19 protein-coding genes and 2 pseudogenes are annotated in these 15626 nt (G+C 59.4%); 11 read left to right on the top strand and 10 right to left on the bottom strand.

Features of this window, described 5'->3' with window-relative positions:
• Nucleotides 1-207, top strand: coding sequence for a PspC domain-containing protein (locus BN1129_RS06470; protein WP_042035287.1), 207 nt, complete (start codon nt 1-3; stop codon nt 205-207).
• A 46-nt stretch (nt 208-253) separates the two neighbouring features.
• Nucleotides 254-472 (top strand): envelope stress response protein PspG, encoded by a 219-nt coding sequence (pspG, locus tag BN1129_RS06465; RefSeq protein WP_042035286.1) that lies wholly within the window; start codon nt 254-256, stop codon nt 470-472.
• Here pspG and BN1129_RS06460 read toward each other — a convergent pair.
• Nucleotides 469-879, bottom strand: coding sequence for a GIY-YIG nuclease family protein (locus tag BN1129_RS06460; RefSeq protein WP_042035285.1), 411 nt, complete (start codon nt 877-879; stop codon nt 469-471). The genes pspG and BN1129_RS06460 overlap by 4 nt on opposite strands.
• A 44-nt stretch (nt 880-923) precedes the next feature.
• Between BN1129_RS06460 and BN1129_RS06455 the strand changes: the two genes are divergently transcribed.
• Nucleotides 924-1655: a substrate-binding periplasmic protein gene (locus tag BN1129_RS06455; protein ID WP_042035284.1), complete on the top strand. Its 732-nt coding sequence runs from the start codon at nt 924-926 to the stop codon at nt 1653-1655.
• Here BN1129_RS06455 and rarD read toward each other — a convergent pair.
• A complete protein-coding gene (rarD, locus tag BN1129_RS06450; RefSeq protein ID WP_042035282.1) occupies nt 1637-2539 on the bottom strand; it encodes an EamA family transporter RarD in 903 nt (300 codons plus the stop codon). The genes BN1129_RS06455 and rarD overlap by 19 nt on opposite strands.
• A 101-nt stretch (nt 2540-2640) precedes the next feature.
• On the opposite strand from rarD, the gene BN1129_RS06445 reads away from it, so the two are divergent.
• Nucleotides 2641-3228: a uracil-DNA glycosylase family protein gene (locus tag BN1129_RS06445; protein ID WP_042035280.1), complete on the top strand. Its 588-nt coding sequence runs from the start codon at nt 2641-2643 to the stop codon at nt 3226-3228.
• A 14-nt stretch (nt 3229-3242) separates the two neighbouring features.
• Here the strand turns inward: BN1129_RS06445 and BN1129_RS06440 are convergent, their stop codons facing one another.
• On the bottom strand, nt 3243-4100 hold the full coding sequence (locus BN1129_RS06440) for a DMT family transporter (protein WP_042035277.1): 858 nt from the start codon (nt 4098-4100) through the stop codon (nt 3243-3245).
• A 91-nt stretch (nt 4101-4191) separates the two neighbouring features.
• Here BN1129_RS06440 and BN1129_RS06435 point away from each other — a divergent pair, with 91 nt between their 5' ends.
• Nucleotides 4192-5082, top strand: a complete 891-nt coding sequence (locus BN1129_RS06435) for a LysR substrate-binding domain-containing protein (RefSeq protein ID WP_042035274.1) — start codon at nt 4192-4194, stop codon at nt 5080-5082.
• 12 nt (nt 5083-5094) lie between these two features.
• Here the strand turns inward: BN1129_RS06435 and znuB are convergent, their stop codons facing one another.
• Nucleotides 5095-5874, bottom strand: coding sequence for a zinc ABC transporter permease subunit ZnuB (gene znuB, locus BN1129_RS06430; RefSeq protein ID WP_042035272.1), 780 nt, complete (start codon nt 5872-5874; stop codon nt 5095-5097).
• 20 nt (nt 5875-5894) lie between these two features.
• Complete coding sequence (gene znuC, locus BN1129_RS06425; RefSeq protein ID WP_042035270.1) at nt 5895-6659, bottom strand: zinc ABC transporter ATP-binding protein ZnuC; 765 nt, start codon at nt 6657-6659, stop codon at nt 5895-5897.
• Nucleotides 6660-6753: 94 nt separating this feature from the next.
• Between znuC and znuA the strand changes: the two genes are divergently transcribed.
• Together znuA and BN1129_RS06415 are read left to right on the top strand one after the other, a co-directional pair.
• Nucleotides 6754-7659 (top strand): zinc ABC transporter substrate-binding protein ZnuA, encoded by a 906-nt coding sequence (gene znuA / locus BN1129_RS06420; RefSeq protein ID WP_042035268.1) that lies wholly within the window; start codon nt 6754-6756, stop codon nt 7657-7659.
• Nucleotides 7660-7735: 76 nt separating this feature from the next.
• Nucleotides 7736-8410, top strand: coding sequence for a transglutaminase-like cysteine peptidase (locus BN1129_RS06415; protein WP_042035266.1), 675 nt, complete (start codon nt 7736-7738; stop codon nt 8408-8410).
• Here BN1129_RS06415 and BN1129_RS06410 read toward each other — a convergent pair.
• Both BN1129_RS06410 and BN1129_RS06405 read right to left on the bottom strand, forming a co-directional pair.
• Complete coding sequence (locus BN1129_RS06410; RefSeq protein WP_042035265.1) at nt 8405-9346, bottom strand: TAXI family TRAP transporter solute-binding subunit; 942 nt, start codon at nt 9344-9346, stop codon at nt 8405-8407. The genes BN1129_RS06415 and BN1129_RS06410 overlap by 6 nt on opposite strands.
• Entirely contained in the window at nt 9343-10641 is a 1299-nt protein-coding gene (locus tag BN1129_RS06405) for a LapD/MoxY N-terminal periplasmic domain-containing protein (RefSeq protein WP_042035263.1), read from the bottom strand. Before BN1129_RS06405 ends, BN1129_RS06410 begins: the two co-directional genes overlap by 4 nt.
• Nucleotides 10642-10900: 259 nt before the next feature.
• Between BN1129_RS06405 and mepM the strand changes: the two genes are divergently transcribed.
• A complete protein-coding gene (gene mepM / locus BN1129_RS06400; RefSeq protein WP_042035262.1) occupies nt 10901-12238 on the top strand; it encodes a murein DD-endopeptidase MepM in 1338 nt (445 codons plus the stop codon).
• A 73-nt stretch (nt 12239-12311) separates the two neighbouring features.
• Here mepM and BN1129_RS06395 read toward each other — a convergent pair whose 3' ends face one another.
• Nucleotides 12312-13256, bottom strand: coding sequence for a D-2-hydroxyacid dehydrogenase (locus BN1129_RS06395; protein WP_042035261.1), 945 nt, complete (start codon nt 13254-13256; stop codon nt 12312-12314).
• A 162-nt stretch (nt 13257-13418) separates the two neighbouring features.
• Between BN1129_RS06395 and BN1129_RS06390 the strand changes: the two genes are divergently transcribed.
• The gene (locus BN1129_RS06390; protein ID WP_042035259.1) at nt 13419-14000 is read left to right on the top strand and encodes a YjaG family protein; all 582 of its coding nucleotides are present in this window, start codon (nt 13419-13421) and stop codon (nt 13998-14000) included.
• Between the two features lie 79 nt (nt 14001-14079).
• Here the strand turns inward: BN1129_RS06390 and BN1129_RS06385 are convergent, their stop codons facing one another.
• Entirely contained in the window at nt 14080-14559 is a 480-nt protein-coding gene (locus BN1129_RS06385) for a MarR family winged helix-turn-helix transcriptional regulator (RefSeq protein ID WP_042035257.1), read from the bottom strand.
• Nucleotides 14560-14707: 148 nt separating this feature from the next.
• On the opposite strand from BN1129_RS06385, the pseudogene BN1129_RS24475 reads away from it, so the two are divergent.
• Nucleotides 14708-14913: pseudogene (locus BN1129_RS24475) on the top strand (hypothetical protein); the annotation flags it as partial.
• Between the two features lie 13 nt (nt 14914-14926).
• Nucleotides 14927-15254, top strand: a pseudogene (locus BN1129_RS22325) (BCCT family transporter); the annotation flags it as partial.
• Between the two features lie 185 nt (nt 15255-15439).
• Here the strand turns inward: BN1129_RS22325 and BN1129_RS23745 are convergent.
• Nucleotides 15440-15626, bottom strand: a 187-nt coding sequence (locus tag BN1129_RS23745; RefSeq protein ID WP_042035253.1) for a hypothetical protein, incomplete at its 5' end; no start/stop codon positions are given.

The raw sequence follows: 15626 nt of genomic DNA, 5'->3' as shown, positions 1-15626 counted from the left end.
ATGACGCCCTGGCCGAAGGACCTTGCTCATCGCAAGTTGACCGGGGTTTGCGCCGGTATTGCCAACCGGCTGGGGCTCTCGAGGGTGACGGTACGGATAGTGGCGCTGATTGCCCTGATCCTGATGCCGCCACTGACCCTGGCCGCCTATCTGCTGGCGGTGCTGATCATGCCACCTCATCGTGAATTGAAGCGCTGGCTGGATTGACCCTGGGGTCATTCAGCCGGCAAGAGAAGCCTGCGAGGAGCAGAACATGCTGGAATTTATTGTCTTGATGCTGGTGTTGGTGGCCATGGCGCTGGCGGGGTTTACCGTGCTGGCCATGCTGCTGGTGAGCGGTCTCTTCGTGCTGTTTGGCGCGCTGGCCGGCATGTTCGCTCTGATCATCAAGCTGGCGCCCTGGTTGCTGGTGCTGCTGGTGGTGTGCTGGCTCATCAGCAATCGGCGCAAGCAACCCAATACCTACCGTTAAGCCTCCCTGCTATCGGATCCTTCCTTGGCCACTGCTCGCAGTGGCCTTTTTTGTGGCCTCTTCATTGCCGGGTCAATCGCTGCCAGCCAAGGCTGACTCCAGTCGGCCCAGCCATCCGGTTCTCGTACCAGGCGCTCCTTGAAGGCCTTGCTCTGCTGTTTGAGGCGGTATTCGAGTCGCAGTGCCGCCCCCTTGTCGCCCACACTCTGCTGCCAGACCAGCGTGAGTGGCCCCTTGCCGCGCAGGGTGCGGGATCCCTTGCCGCTCTGGTGCTGGCGCAACCGCCTGATCGGATCCGTGCTGATACCCGTATAGAGCAGGCCGGCTGCGGTGCGCACCAGATAGAGGGACCATTGGCCGGGTAGGGGTGAGCTGGTCGGTTTTGTGTCCATCGCTGCGTTTCTCATTCGATCTGTCTGTGCCAAACTCAAGAGCAGTCCAAGGAGGTGCGATGCGAGTCTGGTTGTGGTTGTGGTGCCTGTTGTCGGTCCCGGCTCTGGGTGAGACGATCCGTCTCTATGATTACCATCAGCATCCCCCTTTCATGACAGGGGAGAAGACGGGGCTGAGCCGGGATCTGGTCAAGTATCTCAATGAAAGGCTCGGCGGAGAACCCAGGCTTGAACTCTGGCTGGTGAATCGGGCCAGATTGGCGCTGGAGATGTCGGATCCTGGCTTCGACGGTCTGGTGGCCTGGGTCAATCCTGTCTGGGTGGGGGATCCCCAGCACGAACGTTATCTGTGGACCTTCCCTGTCATGCGCGACACCAACGAGCTCATCTCCAGCGCGGCCAGACCCGTCACCTATCGCGGCCCGGATTCACTCAAGGGGCTGATCTTCGGTGGCATAGAGGGCTATCGCTATCAAGGCATCGATGATGCTGTGGCCCGGGGCGAGCTGGTACGCCACGATGCCAAGAAGGTCAAAACCAATTTCAGCCTGCTGATACGGGGCCGCATTGATGTGACCCTGGTGCCGGGCTCGGCGCTGTCTTTCTTCATCAATGACGCTTATGAGGGCAAGCTGTTCATCTCGCCCTTTCCCCAATCCAGCTATACCCGCCATATTCTGGTTCCCAAATCCCGTGCCGATCTCCATGCCCGGCTGAACGACATCGCCGGGCAGATGGACCTGGATCCCGCGTGGCACGCCATCCTGGAATCCTATCGTGGCAGACCCTGAGCAGGGTTGCCGGCACCGCGCCTGAGCCTGTGCAGTGGTAGCAGGCTCACCAGCAGACCCGCCCAGACGAAGGCAAATCCCACCGATTTCACCGGATCCGCCGTTTCGCCAAACCAGAAGATGGCGAGCAGGAAGGCGAGGCTGGGCTCGATATATTGCAGCAGCCCCACAGTGCTCATGCGGGTGCGTGCCACGGCGTAGCAGAACAGGCCCACCGGCAGCAGGGTGGCGGGGGCGCTGCCCATCAGCAGCAGCCGTTCGGCCCAGTCACCGGACATAAACTGGCTCATGCCGTTCAGGGCAAGCCAGCCGATGATCAGCAGAGCAACCGGCAGCTGGACCAGGGCTTCGAGGTAGAGGCTGACGCCAGCATCATAGTGCACCTTCTTCTTGAGCAGGCCATAAAAGGCGAAGTTGGCCCCCATGATGAGGGAGAACCAGGGCAGCTGGCCGTAGGAGAACAGCATGTAGGCCAGCCCCGCTAGTGCCAGGGCGACCGCCAGATGTTTTTGCGGGGTGAGCCGCTCCTTGAGGAAGAGGACTGCGAACACGATATTGAACAGCGGAGTCATGAAGAAGGCGAGGCTGGTGGCCAGCACCTGACCCGTGGTCAGGCACCAGGTAAACATGCACCAGCTGATGGACATGACCGGGCCCGCCAGCAGTATGAGGCAAAGCTGACGGGGTTCACTGCGCAGGCGTGCCCAGGGCACCCGGTAGCCGATCAGGGAAAAGAGGGTTCCCAGCAGTACCGCCGACCAGAGGACCCGGTGGGAGAGCAACTCCCACATGTTGACCTCTGGCATGAACTGGTAATAGAGGGGCAGCATGCCCCACAGCACGAATGAGAGGGCCGCGCTGCCGGTGCCCATCCAGTTCTTCATCTCTCTCCGTTTATTAAATTAAACATTTGTGGTCGCATGATAAGTATCCTCTGAGACTTTCACAAGCAGGATAGAGGGGGAAATCCTGTTACTATCGGGGCATGAACCGACTCGATACGTTGTTTGAACAGATCCGGGCCTGCCGGTTATGCGAGGCTCATTTGCCACTGGGGCCACGCCCGGTGATCCGTGGCGCCGAGAGCGCCCGCTTGCTGATCATCGGCCAGGCGCCAGGTACCCGCGTTCATGCCAGCGGCATCCCCTGGGATGACCCCTCTGGCGATAGGCTGCGTCACTGGCTCGGCGTGGATAAGGCCACTTTCTACGACGAGTCCCGCATCGCCATCATGCCGATGGGGCTCTGCTACCCCGGCAGGGGAAAATCCGGCGATCTGCCACCCAGACCCGAGTGCGCGCCCACCTGGCACGACAAGGTGTTGATGCTGCTGCCCAATATTGAGCTGACCCTGCTCATCGGCCAGTATGCGCAAGCCTACTACCTGCGGGGGGCAGCCAAGGGGTCGCTCACCGAGACGGTGCGCAGCTGGGCTGACTATGGCCCCGGCTGGCTGCCGTTGCCGCACCCGTCTCCCCGCAATACCTTCTGGCTCAAGAAGAACCTCTGGTTCGAGCAGGAGGTGATCCCTCATCTGCAACAAAGGGTCGCCCCCTTGCTGGTGCGACCCTAGTATTGGCCTCTGTGTCAGACCGCAGGTTCCGTCAGCGGTTTTGGTTTGTTGCGCGCCATGGCAACCAGCGGGATGATGATGCACAGGCACCCCAGCAGCAGCGGCAGACCCGGTTGCTCGTCAAACATCCAGACCCCGATGGCGACCGCCATCAAGAGGCCAGTGTATTCCGCCGAGGCGATCTTGCTTGCCTCTGCCTTGCGATAGGCCACCACGCACAAGCCGGCATAGACCATGATCAGCGCCGATGAGCCGAAGGCGGGCCACCACATCTGCCACTGCCAGTCGCCCCCTTCCCACAGTGCCAGCGCCAGTATGAAGGGCATGCTCAGCACGTTGGTGAAGAACAGGGTCTGGGCGATGGGCTGCTTGAGCGGGATCCGCTTGATCAGCAAGTTGTTGAGTGCCATGGAGAGCGCGACCCCGAGCGCGGCCAGCGCGGCCCAGTTCACCTCGGTTGGTCGAAGTACGATCAAGACCCCGATAAAACCGATGAGCGCGGTCAGCACCTTCTGGCGTGAGATCGCTTCCCCCGCCATCCATACCGCCAGTGGCACCATCATCAGGGGGGCCGCATAGAAGAGGGCGTTGGCGGTGGCGAGCGGCAAGCGGGTGAGGGCGACCACCATCAGGCAGACGCCGACCGCCCAGATGTGGGCCCGTAGCAGGTGCCACTTGATGGCTACCGGAGGATTGCGACGCCATGACCAGAGCAGCCAGGGCATCAGCAGAATGGCGGCTGAGAGCTGGCGAAAGAAGACAAACTGGAACACGGGCTGGCTCGGCTCCAGTACCTTGACCAGTGCATCGGAAAAGACCGCCACCATGTTGCCCAGCACCAGATAGAGGATGCCGATCCCGACTGCATTCATACCACCTCCGACGTTATATGAGGGCAGGGTAGCGTGGGGTCAGTTATCCAGTAAAATGATAAAAAATCACCATCTATGAGAATTTTGGATAATGAAGCTGCCTCCCCTGCGCGCTGTTCAATATTTCGAAGCGGTTGCCCGCCTGCTCAGCTTTTCTCGCGCGGCCCTCGAGCTGAACGTCAGCCAGAGTGCGGTCAGCCACCAGATCCGTCTGCTGGAGGATTTTCTGGGGGAACGGCTGCTGTTGCGTCAGGGGCGGCTGTTGTCATTGACCGCCCAGGGGGAGGTTTACTTTGAAGGCATAGCCGCTGGGCTGGGCCAGATCGCTCAGAGCAGCGAACAGCTGCGCGGCGGTGGCGAGATGCGGCTGCGACTCGCGGTCTACAGCTCGTTCGCGGTGAAGTGGCTGATCCCGCGTCTGGCGGGTCTGCGTCAGCTCTACCCCGAGCTGGATCTGAGCCTGGAGATGGTGGCGGAAGATCCCGAGCTCTCCGATCGGGTGGCGGACTGTTTCATCACGGTGTCGCCCCATGGCCGCGGTTATTGCCACGATCTCATCTATCAGGAGCGGCTGTTCCCGGTCTGCAGCCGACGCCTGTTGCAACAGCTGGAGGGGGAGTGGCCACAGGCCATCTGGCAGCTGCCGCTTCTGTCGGTGCAGTCCATCTACAAGGCGCGGGGAGAGGATTGGCAGCGCTGGGCCAAGGCTGGCGGTCTGGTCATCCCGGATGAGGCACGGATGCACCACTTCAGCCATGTGCTGCTGGCGATGGAGGCGGCAGCCTGGGATCAGGGGGTGGCATTCGTGAACGACTACATGCTGCGGCCCGATGATCCTCAGCTGGTGGCCTTGCCGGTTCACCAGCTGGAGACGGGGGATGCCTTCTATTTTACCTGCAAGCGATCCCGGGCCCATGAGCCCGCCATCAGCCGATTGCGCCAATGGCTGATGATGGAGGCGCGCCAGAGCATGGCGCTATAGCCGCTTGGCTTATCAGGCTTTCTTGAACTGGCTCAGGATAAACAGGCCGGTGGCGCAGACCACCACGGAAGGGCCCGCCGGCGTGTCTTGATACCATGAGAGGCTGAGGCCGCCCAGCACTGCCAGGCAGCCGATCAGTGCGGCAAAGCCCGCCATTTGCTCCGGCGTCTGGCTGAAGCGGCGGGCGGTGGCGGCGGGAATGATCAGCAGCGAGGTGATGATCAGCGCCCCGACAAACTTCATTGCCACGGCGATCACTAGCCCGATCAGCAGCATCAGCACACAGCGCAGCACATCGACCCGGATCCCTTCCACCCGTGCCAGCTCTTCCGAGATGGTCATGGAGAGCAGGGGATCCCACAGGCGCCACAGGGTGAGCAGCACCAGGGCGCCACCGCCGTAGATCCAGAGCAGATCCACCGGTTGTACCGAGAGCAGGTCACCGAACAGGTAGGCCATCAGATCCACCCGCACGTTATCCATAAAACTCAAGGTGACCAGGCCAAGCGACAGGGCGCTGTGGGCCAGGATGCCGAGCAGGGTATCGGTCGCCACCTGCTGGTTGCGACTCATGATCACCAGCAGCATGGCCATGGCGAGGCAGCAGACCACCACCGCCAGGGTCAGATTCACCTGCAGCAGTATGCCGAGTGCTATGCCGAACAGGCAGGCATGGGAGAGGGTATCGCCAAAATAGGCCATCTTGCGCCACACCACGAAGCTGCCAAGGGGCCCGGCCAGCAGGGCGATACCGAGGCCGGCCGTGAGGGCATATAACAGAAAGCTGTCCACTTGAATGTCCTTAGCTGCGCTTATTGATTGCGAGACGGCAGGCGGATGACGGGGGCCTGCTCATTGTGATGATGGTGTTCGCCGTCGCAGTGATGATGGTGGGTGTAGACTGCCAGCACTTCCTGTTCAGGGCGCCCGAACAGGCGGGCAAATTCGGGATGGCGTGCCACGCTTTCCGGCTCGCCGTGACAGCAGACGTGGCGATTGAGGCAGATCACTTCGTGGGTGCTGGCCATCACCAGGTGCAAGTCGTGGGAGACCATCAGTACGGCGCAGTTGAACTCGGCCGCCAGCGTGCTGATAAGGGCATAGAGCTCGATCTGGCCGTTGATATCCACCCCCTGCACCGGCTCATCCAGCACCAGCAGCTCTGGCTTGACCAGCAGGGCACGTGCCAGCAGCACTCGCTGCATCTCGCCGCCAGAGAGCTTTTGCATCCGGTTATCCAGCAACCCCTGGGCGCCGACCCGATTGAGCGCTTCCTCGATGGATAGACGGCCATTCTTGCCCAGTTGCAGGAAGCGGCGCACCGTCAGCGGCAAAGTGGGATCCAGATAGAGGCGTTGCGGTACATAGCCAACCCGCAGATCGCGACGGCGCCGGATCTCGCCGGTATCCGGAGTGAGCAGGCCCAGTACCAGCTTGCTCAGGGTGCTCTTGCCCGCCCCGTTAGGGCCGACCAGGGTAGTGATTTTGCCTTTATTCAGGGTAAAGGAGACCTTGTCGAGCACGGATCGTCCGTCGAACGAAAGACAGACCTCTTTCAGCTCCACCAGTTGGGTCATGACAGCTCCGGGGTTTACAGCCTGTGAGAGTTATAATATAACAACAACGTTGGTTTGTTATATTATCACACACTCACTTCCTGACGAGATCTCTATGCGAATTCTTACACTTATCACTGCCTTGCTGGCAGTGAGCCTGCCTGTCCGTGCCCTCGAGGTACTGACCACCATCAAGCCTCTCGGCTTTATCGCAGCCGCGATCACCGATGGCGTGAGTGAGCCCAGAGTACTGTTGCCGACCGGCGCCTCTCCCCACGACTTCTCCCTGCGCCCCTCCGATATTCGCAGCATCCAGGGTGCCGATCTGGTGGTATGGGTCGGTCCCGAGCTGGAAGGCTTCATGGCCAAACCGCTGGCCAAGCATCCCCATGTACTGACGCTTACCCGGGTTGAGGGGATGCCGCTGTTCGACTACGCCAAGCAGGAAGGGCACGAAGAGCATGCCGATGAGGGTCATGATCATGATGGACACGAGGGGCATCATCACGAAGGGGTGGATCCGCATATCTGGCTGGGGCCGACCCAGGCACTGGTTATCGCCAGTGCGCTGAGTGAAACGCTAAGTGCCCAGGATCCCGCCAATGCCGAACGTTATCGCGCCAACCTGCTGACCTTCAAGGCCAAGGTGGCGGCCAAGGACAAGCTCATCTCTGAACAGATGAAGGCGGTGAACCAGAAGGGCTACTTCGTGTTCCACGAGGCTTATGGCTACTGGGAACGTCACTACGGAATGAGCTCCAAGGGGCACTTTACCGTAAACCCGGAACGCCGTCCCGGCGCCAAGACGCTGGTAGAGATCCGCAAGGCGCTGCAGGAGAAACAGGCAAGCTGCATCTACGCCGAGCCGCAATTCTCCCCTGCCGTGATTGAGTCGGTGGCCCGCAATACCGGCGCCAAGGTATTGCTGCTGGATGAGGTGGGTGAGCGGGTCCCGATTGGTGCTGATGGCTATCCGCAGTTCATGCAACAGTTGGCTGACGCCTTCGCCCAGTGCCGCTGAGCTCTCTTTGGTTCACCTGATAGGGTGGCCTGCGCCAACTATACTGACCTCCAGCATCTGACATGGAGTGTTAAATATGAAATGGCTGCTCATTCCCACCTGCACGCTGGCGCTGCTCTGTGCCAGCGTGCAAGCGTCCCGTCTCTCCGAATACATTGCCAGCCCCGAGTTGAGGGCCAAATTGCAGGAGGTTTATGGCGGCAGGGCGATCCAGCGTGCCGAGGCGTTTTCCCGCCTGCTCACGCCCCGTGCCGGTACCACGGATCAGCAGAAGATCGAGCTGGTGAACAACTACTTCAATAACCTGACCTACAGCGATGATCCCAGATTGTGGGGTGATGAGGATTATTGGGCCAATCCATTGGAGTTTATTGGGGCTCGCGGGGGGGACTGCGAAGATTACAGCATCTCCAAGTACTACACCCTGATGGAGCTGGGGGTTGAAGAGAAAAAGCTGCGGCTGGCTTATGTCAAGGCGGTGAAGTACAACCAGTTTCATATGGTTACGCTTTATTTTCCAACGCCCAAATCCGATCCGCTGGTGCTCGACAACATCAACAGCCGGATCCTGCCCGGCAGTCAGCGAACTGATCTCATCCCCGTCTACAGCTTCGATGCAAAGAGCATCTGGATCATGAAGTCGCGCCGTGAAGGCACATTGGCGGGCAGTGCCGACAGGTTGGCGCAGTGGACATCGATGAAGACCCGTTTCTCCAGCGAGCAACTGCGCTCCCCCCGTCGCCAGTTATAGTTTTCCCGCCGCTTTCAACTCTTCGAAATATTTTGCCGCGCCCGGATGCTGTTCGATGCTCAGCACCGGGCCTGTTTTGTTACGGGCCTTGTGAAACAGGTTGGCGTAACCATAGGTCTGCTCGTTGAAGCTGGTCTGCTGGGACAACATGGCCCTGGTCAGTCGGTAGACCTCCGCCTCAGGCGTGGCGGCATTGGTCACCAGAGTGGCCGCGATGGCGAAGGTGGGGGTCGCCTTCAGGTTGCCGGGATAGATGCGGGCAGGCACTTGGCTGCGCTGGTAGTACTTGACCCCCTTGAGCAGTTGATCCCGAGTCTCTCCCTCGATCGGCAGAAAGCGGATGGCACAGCGCTTGGTGGTATCGAGTACGATCCGGTTCGGGTGTCCCATTACCAGACCGTAGGCATCTATCTGCTTGCTGCAGAGCGCCTCCGCCAGATTGCCTACGCTCTTCAGATCGAGATCCTGCTCTTTTGCTCCCAACAGGTTGAACAGGGCCAGGGCCGTCTGGCGAGTGCCCGAGCTTTTCAGCCCTATGTCGATGGGCGCCAGCTTGAGCTGTGTCAGCGTGGTGATGTCGCCATCCGCCCGCACCACTATGGTGAAAGGCTCGGCGTGGGTAGCGAACATGGCTCTCAGTTCGGGTTGCGGCTGGCTGGCATAGGGCCCGAGGCCTCGGCTGGCCTGATAGAGCCAGTCCGATTGCACCAGGGCATAGGGTATCTGCCCTGACTGTAGTTGGTGCAGATTCTCGATGGTACCTGAGGTGACCTGCAGCTTGCATCGCAGCTCGGGGTCACTCTTGTTGGCCAGCCGGCAGAACTCTTTGGCGACCTGATGATAAATCCCCTGCTCACCGCCGGTGGCGATGAGCAGGGGGCTGGCCAGCAGCGGCAGCGGCCACAGCAGGGCGAGTAACAACCCGAGTTTGTTCATGAGATCTCCTTGCTGGCGTAACCGTCTATGCCCCAGCTGCGCAGGGTGTCGATATCCTGGATCTCGCTGGCTTCTGCCAGCAGAGTGTAGCCCGCACTGTGCAGGCATTGAGCCACCAGATTCCAGTAAAGGGGAGCCTGGGTTGGCTGGCAGCTGATGAAGACGGGGTTGATGGGGTCGAGCTGATTGAAGGTGTCGTTGGTCATGGGGATGGCGCTGAACGCCATCTCGATGCCCTGCTCCTGCAAGGTGGCGAGCCGTGCTTCCCCGAGGGGTGGGAAGCTTGCCAGATCCCAGCGCCAGTCGAGGGTCTTGCCTCTGCCCTTGGCCAGCAGCGGGACGAATTGCGCCCAGTCAGCATGATTGAGCAGGCTGAGGGGCAGTTGCAGCCCTTCCACCGGATGGTGCAACCAGAGGTCGAGCAGGTGCAGGATCTGATCCGGGGAGCTCTCCGGCGAGGGAGTAAGGGTGGGAATGAGGCGGCTGTAGAGACGGATGCTGCCCTGGGTGGAGAAAAAATGCTGTTGTTGCATGCCGTCTTCCCCTTCCGTCACATCTTGCAGGGGTTGAGCGATTGTCGGCGCCTGTTGCTTGCCGAGCTGGGTGATCTTGAGCCGCTGTTGCAGCAGATCCCGCTTGCGCTCCGAGACCAGCTGGTTGACCGAGATGACCAGCTCCTTGAGATCCTGCAGCCAGGGAGAATCCAGATTGCCGCTGAACTGGCGTTTGCGGATCCTGACCAGTTGCTGGTTGATGAGCTCGAGGGGGCGCAGTAGGCGGCCGCATACCCAGGAGATCACCAAGGTGAACACCAGTAGGCCGGCGAGCAGGGCAAGGCCAGTGCGGCTGATGGCATTCCACAGGTGCTGATAGGCGTAGCCCGTGTGCCCTTCCAGGGTGAGGGTGCCCAGCATGCGCCAGCCATCGGTCAACTCCTGCTCAATTTTGACCGGCGGCATGTCGATAACAGAAGGGAGCCAGCTCGGCACATTCTGCAGCGTTGTGTGAAAGACCTTCTGGAACAGTAGTTGACCGTCAGGGTCCAGCAGGGTGACCGAGCTGACGAAGCCGCCGTCGAACATGGCGTTGACTATGGTTTCGGCAAGCACCTTGTCATCGTTGAGCAGGGTGCCTTGCAGTACCAGGCCGAGGGCCGTGATGGCCGTTTCCAGGTTGGCCGACATCTGGTCGAGGATGGATTGGCGTACCGTGGTGATTTCCAGCATGAACAGCAGGGCGGCACCGATAACGAACAGGATCAGGATGATTCGGTTTAACAGTTTTGCTAACGACATATCCACTCCATGGAAAAGTTATCACAACATCATGAAACCTTGGGCCAAGCACAATCGGACCCGGTTCTTAAAAATAGGAAAAAATGGTTAAAAAAGACGATCATTTCTGCCCATAGGGGAATGTTATGCATAAAATGTGAGGTTCATGCAGATTGCTATGAACTAATTGTGAGTATTTAGGTCAAACAGTCAGTTTTATACAGTTTTGTAGTAAACAGACTGACGACTAACACCCTTGGATCTAATGACAGGATAGCGGATGAAACGTCTCCGTCCCTTGGTAGCACAGGCTGCCAATTGGGAACCCCCGGTTCCCCGCAAGCATTTTTACGCCATGTTACTGCTCACAGCGATGACGCTGTCAGCGGTAGCCATATTGCCAGCGCCAGGTGACATCCTGGAGCGGCCATTGCGTTTGGAGTTGCCCATTGCCACTAACGGTACGGCAACCAACGAAGACAATACGGATTTTAACGACATCCCGGATCATGAGCTGGTGGAAGCCGCGCTCCCGGAAGATGACATCCCGACCGACGCCACTCCCCAGTGGCAGGACTACAGGGTGCGCAACGGTGAAAACCTGACCACCATCTTCAACAGCCTGGGGCTTTCGACCACCACTCTCTACAAGGTGCTGGATGCGGATAGCAAAAACAATCTGGCCCGCCTCAAACCCGGTCAGACTATCGAGTTGCTGATCGATCAGGACAACATACTGCAACAGATGAAGATTCGTCTGAACATCAAGCAGACCCTGATCCTGGAACGCACTGATGACACCTACAGCGCCAACATGCTCAATGAAGAGGTGCAGTGGCAGCAGAAGAGTTATGAAGGCGTCATCAACGGCAGTTTCTATGTCAGTGCCCGCAATGCGGGGATCCCGGCCAACCACATCCAGAAGATTGCTAACCTGTTCCAGTGGCGGTTGAATTTCGCCAAGGATCTGAAAAAGGGCGACAAGTTCAAAGTGCTGGTCCGTCAGGAGACGGTCGAGGGCAAGAGCACGGGCAACACCCAGTTGCTGGGGGTCGAAGTGTTCAATCAAGGGCAGGGCATCTCGGCTTGGTTGTCGGAAGATGGCAACTACTATGACGGTCAGGGTAACAGCCTGGAGCGCGGCTTCCGCCGCTATCCGACCCATAGCCGTTATCGGGTCAGCTCCAGCTTCAACCCGAGTCGTCGCCACCCGATTACAGGTCAGGTTCGTCCTCACGAGGGTACTGACTTTGCCCTGCCGGTGGGCACGCCCGTGATGGCGACGGGTGACGGCGTCGTGATCAAGGCGACCAGCCACCCGCTGGCCGGCACCTATGTGGTGATCAAGCACGGCCGTACCCTGATGACCCGTTATCTGCATTTGAGCAAGCTGCTGGTGAAAACCGGTCAGAAGGTGAAGATGGGTGACAAGATTGGGCTCTCCGGCAACACAGGCCGTTCCACCGGTGCCCACTTGCACTATGAGGTGCGGATCAACAACCGCCCGGTCGATCCCATGAAGGTCAAGTTGCCGATGGCGGAGCCGCTCTCCGGCAAGGCCAAACGTCAGTTCCTTGCCAAGGTGAAGAGCTATCGCAAGGAGATGGAGGCAGGCTGACGCCGGTTTCCAGCCGAATAGAAAAAGGCCCTGCCACATTGGCGGGGCCTTTTCATTGGTGTCATGGGCGGGATCAGTAACCTTTGTCGAAGTCTATCTTGCCGTCCAGCGGTTGACCGTCGATAAAGCGGATGTAGTTGCGCACGAAGATCTGGGCCACATCATCGGGGAAGCTGTAGGCGCTGTTGTGCGGGGTGATGATGAGGTTAGGCTGTCCCCAGAGCGGACTGTCGGCGGGCAGGGGTTCCTGCTCGAACACGTCCAGCACCGCCATACCCAGCTTGCCGGTGCGCAGGGCGGTCAGCAGATCGCCTTCGTTGATGGCATTGCCGCGACCGACGTTGAACAGGATGGCGCCCGGCTTGCAATGCTCTAAACGGGATGCAGTGAACAGATGATGGGTCTCGCGGGTGGCGGGCAGGACACTGACGATGACGTCGGCCTGGGCCAGCATCTTGTTCAGCGCCGGCAACTGATACACCTGATCGAAACCGGCCCGCTCACGGCCGCTGCGGCTGACGCCGAGCACCTTCATGCCAAAGTGCTTACCGGTGTGGGCCAGGTGCTGGCCTATGCTGCCGGTCCCCAGGATCAGCAGGGTACGCCCCTTGAGCCCCTGGTACGGGTGGCTTTGCCACAGCCGCTGTTTCTGCTGCTCCCGGTAGAGCGGCAGCTGACGCATCAGGCTGAGCAGGTGGCCGAACACATACTCACTCATTAGCGGGCCGAAGATACCGCGCACGTTGGTGAGTTGATAATCGCGTCGGCTGCTGGCATCCAGCAGCACGTCGACCCCGGCATAGGTTGACTGGAACCAGCTCAGCTTGTTGGCCCTGGCCAGCAGCGGCTTGGCCCGCGCAGGCTCGGCCATCAGTATGTGGGCCTCCCCGATCAGTTTCTCGGCATCGCTCTGGTTGTCGGCTCTCAGAATGCGTAAATGGGGGAGATGGGCGGCCTTGAGCAGGCGCTCGTAGTGCGCGTTGTCCTGGCTGAGTAAAAGAAGGGTACGTTGACTCATACTCTTGTTCCTTATCAGATTTACGGCGCGGGAGAGAGGCCGCTTTGTCTTCATCTTACCCGAGTTGATCGGACAAGCTAGTCGACCGGGCCGCTTTTTCGTTTTCGTGCGGCCCCTCGTGGGCTACAATCTGCCCCACATTTTGCAAAGGATCCGACTCCAGTGTTTGGTGACAAGTTTTATAAGCGACTGGCCGAGCTACAGCCTTGGCAACAGACCGTCTACACCCTGGCGCTGGCAGAGCGCATGTACCCCAACTATGCGCTGTTTACCCAAGCATCCGGCTTCGGTGATGCGAAGGCGTTTCGCAACGCGCTGGATCAGATGTGGAACTACCTGACGGTAAAGGGATCCCGCGTCAATCTGGGGGCTATCCTGGAAGCGTTTGAAGTCTACATTCCGGAGCCCAGCAAGTTTGAATCCTACGGTGCTTATCCGGCGCTGGATGCCTGCGTGGCGCTGGGTTGTGCCTACAACTCGGTGATCTGCCGGGTCGGCGAAGAAGCCGAAGACGCCAGCCATGCCTCAGTGGGAACTGTGGCCGGTTTCATCGAGATGCTGGAAGAGCGCGACATGACCGAAGAGGAACTCTACGAGCACGAGTACATCGAGGCCGAGCTGGAGTTTCAGGTCGAGCTGCTCAAGCGGGTAGCCCACGAGCGTGACAGCGACCGCATCCTGGCAATCAGGGTATTTGCGGCCCAGGACGGTGTTTCCAACATAGGCATCAGCCTGGAGGAGTGATACCGCTACGGGATAGGTAGACAAAATCCCCATAGAAAAAAAGCTCCCGTCGGGAGCTTTTTTTCTGCCTGTTCCCTTTTCATGCCCGTTCTTCGGTGAGCGGTCTGACGCTCAGCACGGGGGCGGCATCAATGCCATCGGCATTCATCATGGCCGAGATACGCTGCAGGGAGGAGAGCAACAGCCCTTGCTCCCAGGTTTCCAGCGCTTGGAAACGCTGGATAAAGCTCTCTTGCAGCGGGGTGGGCGCCTGGGCCAGCAGTGCGCGGCCTGCGTCAGTGAGTGTCGCGTGAACCTTGCGCTTGTCGGTTTCACTGCGAATTCGTTGCACCAACTGGCGGTTCTCGAGACGGTCCATAATGGTGGTCGCGGTAGCCTGGCTCATGTTGGTGTGATCCGCCAGTTGGCGCATGGAGATTTGCCCCAGTTCGTTGATCCCCTTGAGTAGCAAGAGCTGTGGCGATGTCAGCCCGGCTTCCTTGATCAAGCGCTTGGAGTGCATATCGATGGCACGAATAATCTGGCGCAGTGCGACCAGCACTTCATCATGTTTTTCCATGGGACCTGAGTCATTGGGGGGCTGTTGAGAGGCGCAAAATTTTCCGCCTAATTCCTCATCGGGTCAATATTGTTTTTGGTCTAATGATTTTTGTGTTGGGTTGTCCGCCGTTTCCCGGATTTTAACCCGATATTTGAGGCGCAAGATGATCAATAACAATCTGGATATCAAGTCTCTGGTTGCCGGTCTACGGGGGGATGAGTGCCTTGCTATCTGCCTGATACCGCAGTTTTTGTACATTATCAGCCCCCTGTGACGCAGACCCACCTCCTCAAGCTGCCCCACCATGATGGTGAGCTTCCCCTCTCTTGCCGCGAGATTGGTACTTTCAACCTGAAGGAGTTGGTGAGCGAATGACGTTATGCCTATGTGCTGGTCCACCTCTATCCCGACGAGCGCAACCAAAGGGCGATTGAAAGGCCTCAACCCGACCATGGCCATGACGGCGCTCACGGTCGTCATCCTGTTCCTGTTGCTCGCTTTAGCCGTTTCGGCAGCATACGGCTGGGTGACGACGCTCAGGTACCGGAGTCCAGCTATGTTGCCCGGTTTTCCATGTTGTTTAGCGCTGGCATGGGCTTTTGGAGCGTCGCTGCGCCCATGAACCACCTGCAGGGCAGCCTCTGTATCACCGAAGGTATGACCACACAGATGACCCAGAACGCCAGTGTCTCGCTGTCTTCCACTGGGGCCTGCAAAGCAGGAGAGTCAGCACCCGTTCGCGTACCGGCAGACGCTCAAGCGTCAGCCTGGCTCGGCCACTCTGAGTCTGCCGGATCGCATAGGCCCGGCCTGACCACGTAGTGGCAAATCGAGGAAAACAGAAGGGGAACCGCGAGGTTCCCCTTTTTCATTGCTATTTCCTGTGCTCAGCGGCCGATCAGAGCATCTGCTTGAGGCGATAGAGCAGATCCAGCGCCTGGCGGGGGGTGAGCTCGTCCGGGCGCACCGCCTCCAACTCCTCCACCACCGGATGGGGCTGAGGCGCCAGCGTCACCGGCGTCGGGCGTGTTTCACCAGCAGGCAGGGGCGTGGCGCTTTCGAGCTCTGCCAGCTTGTGGCGGGCC

The organism is Aeromonas popoffii (assembly GCF_000820025.1).
Lineage (GTDB): Bacteria > Pseudomonadota > Gammaproteobacteria > Enterobacterales > Aeromonadaceae > Aeromonas > Aeromonas popoffii.
The sequence above is the reverse complement of the archived record's forward strand: the minus strand, read 5'-3'. Positions and strand labels throughout refer to the sequence as shown.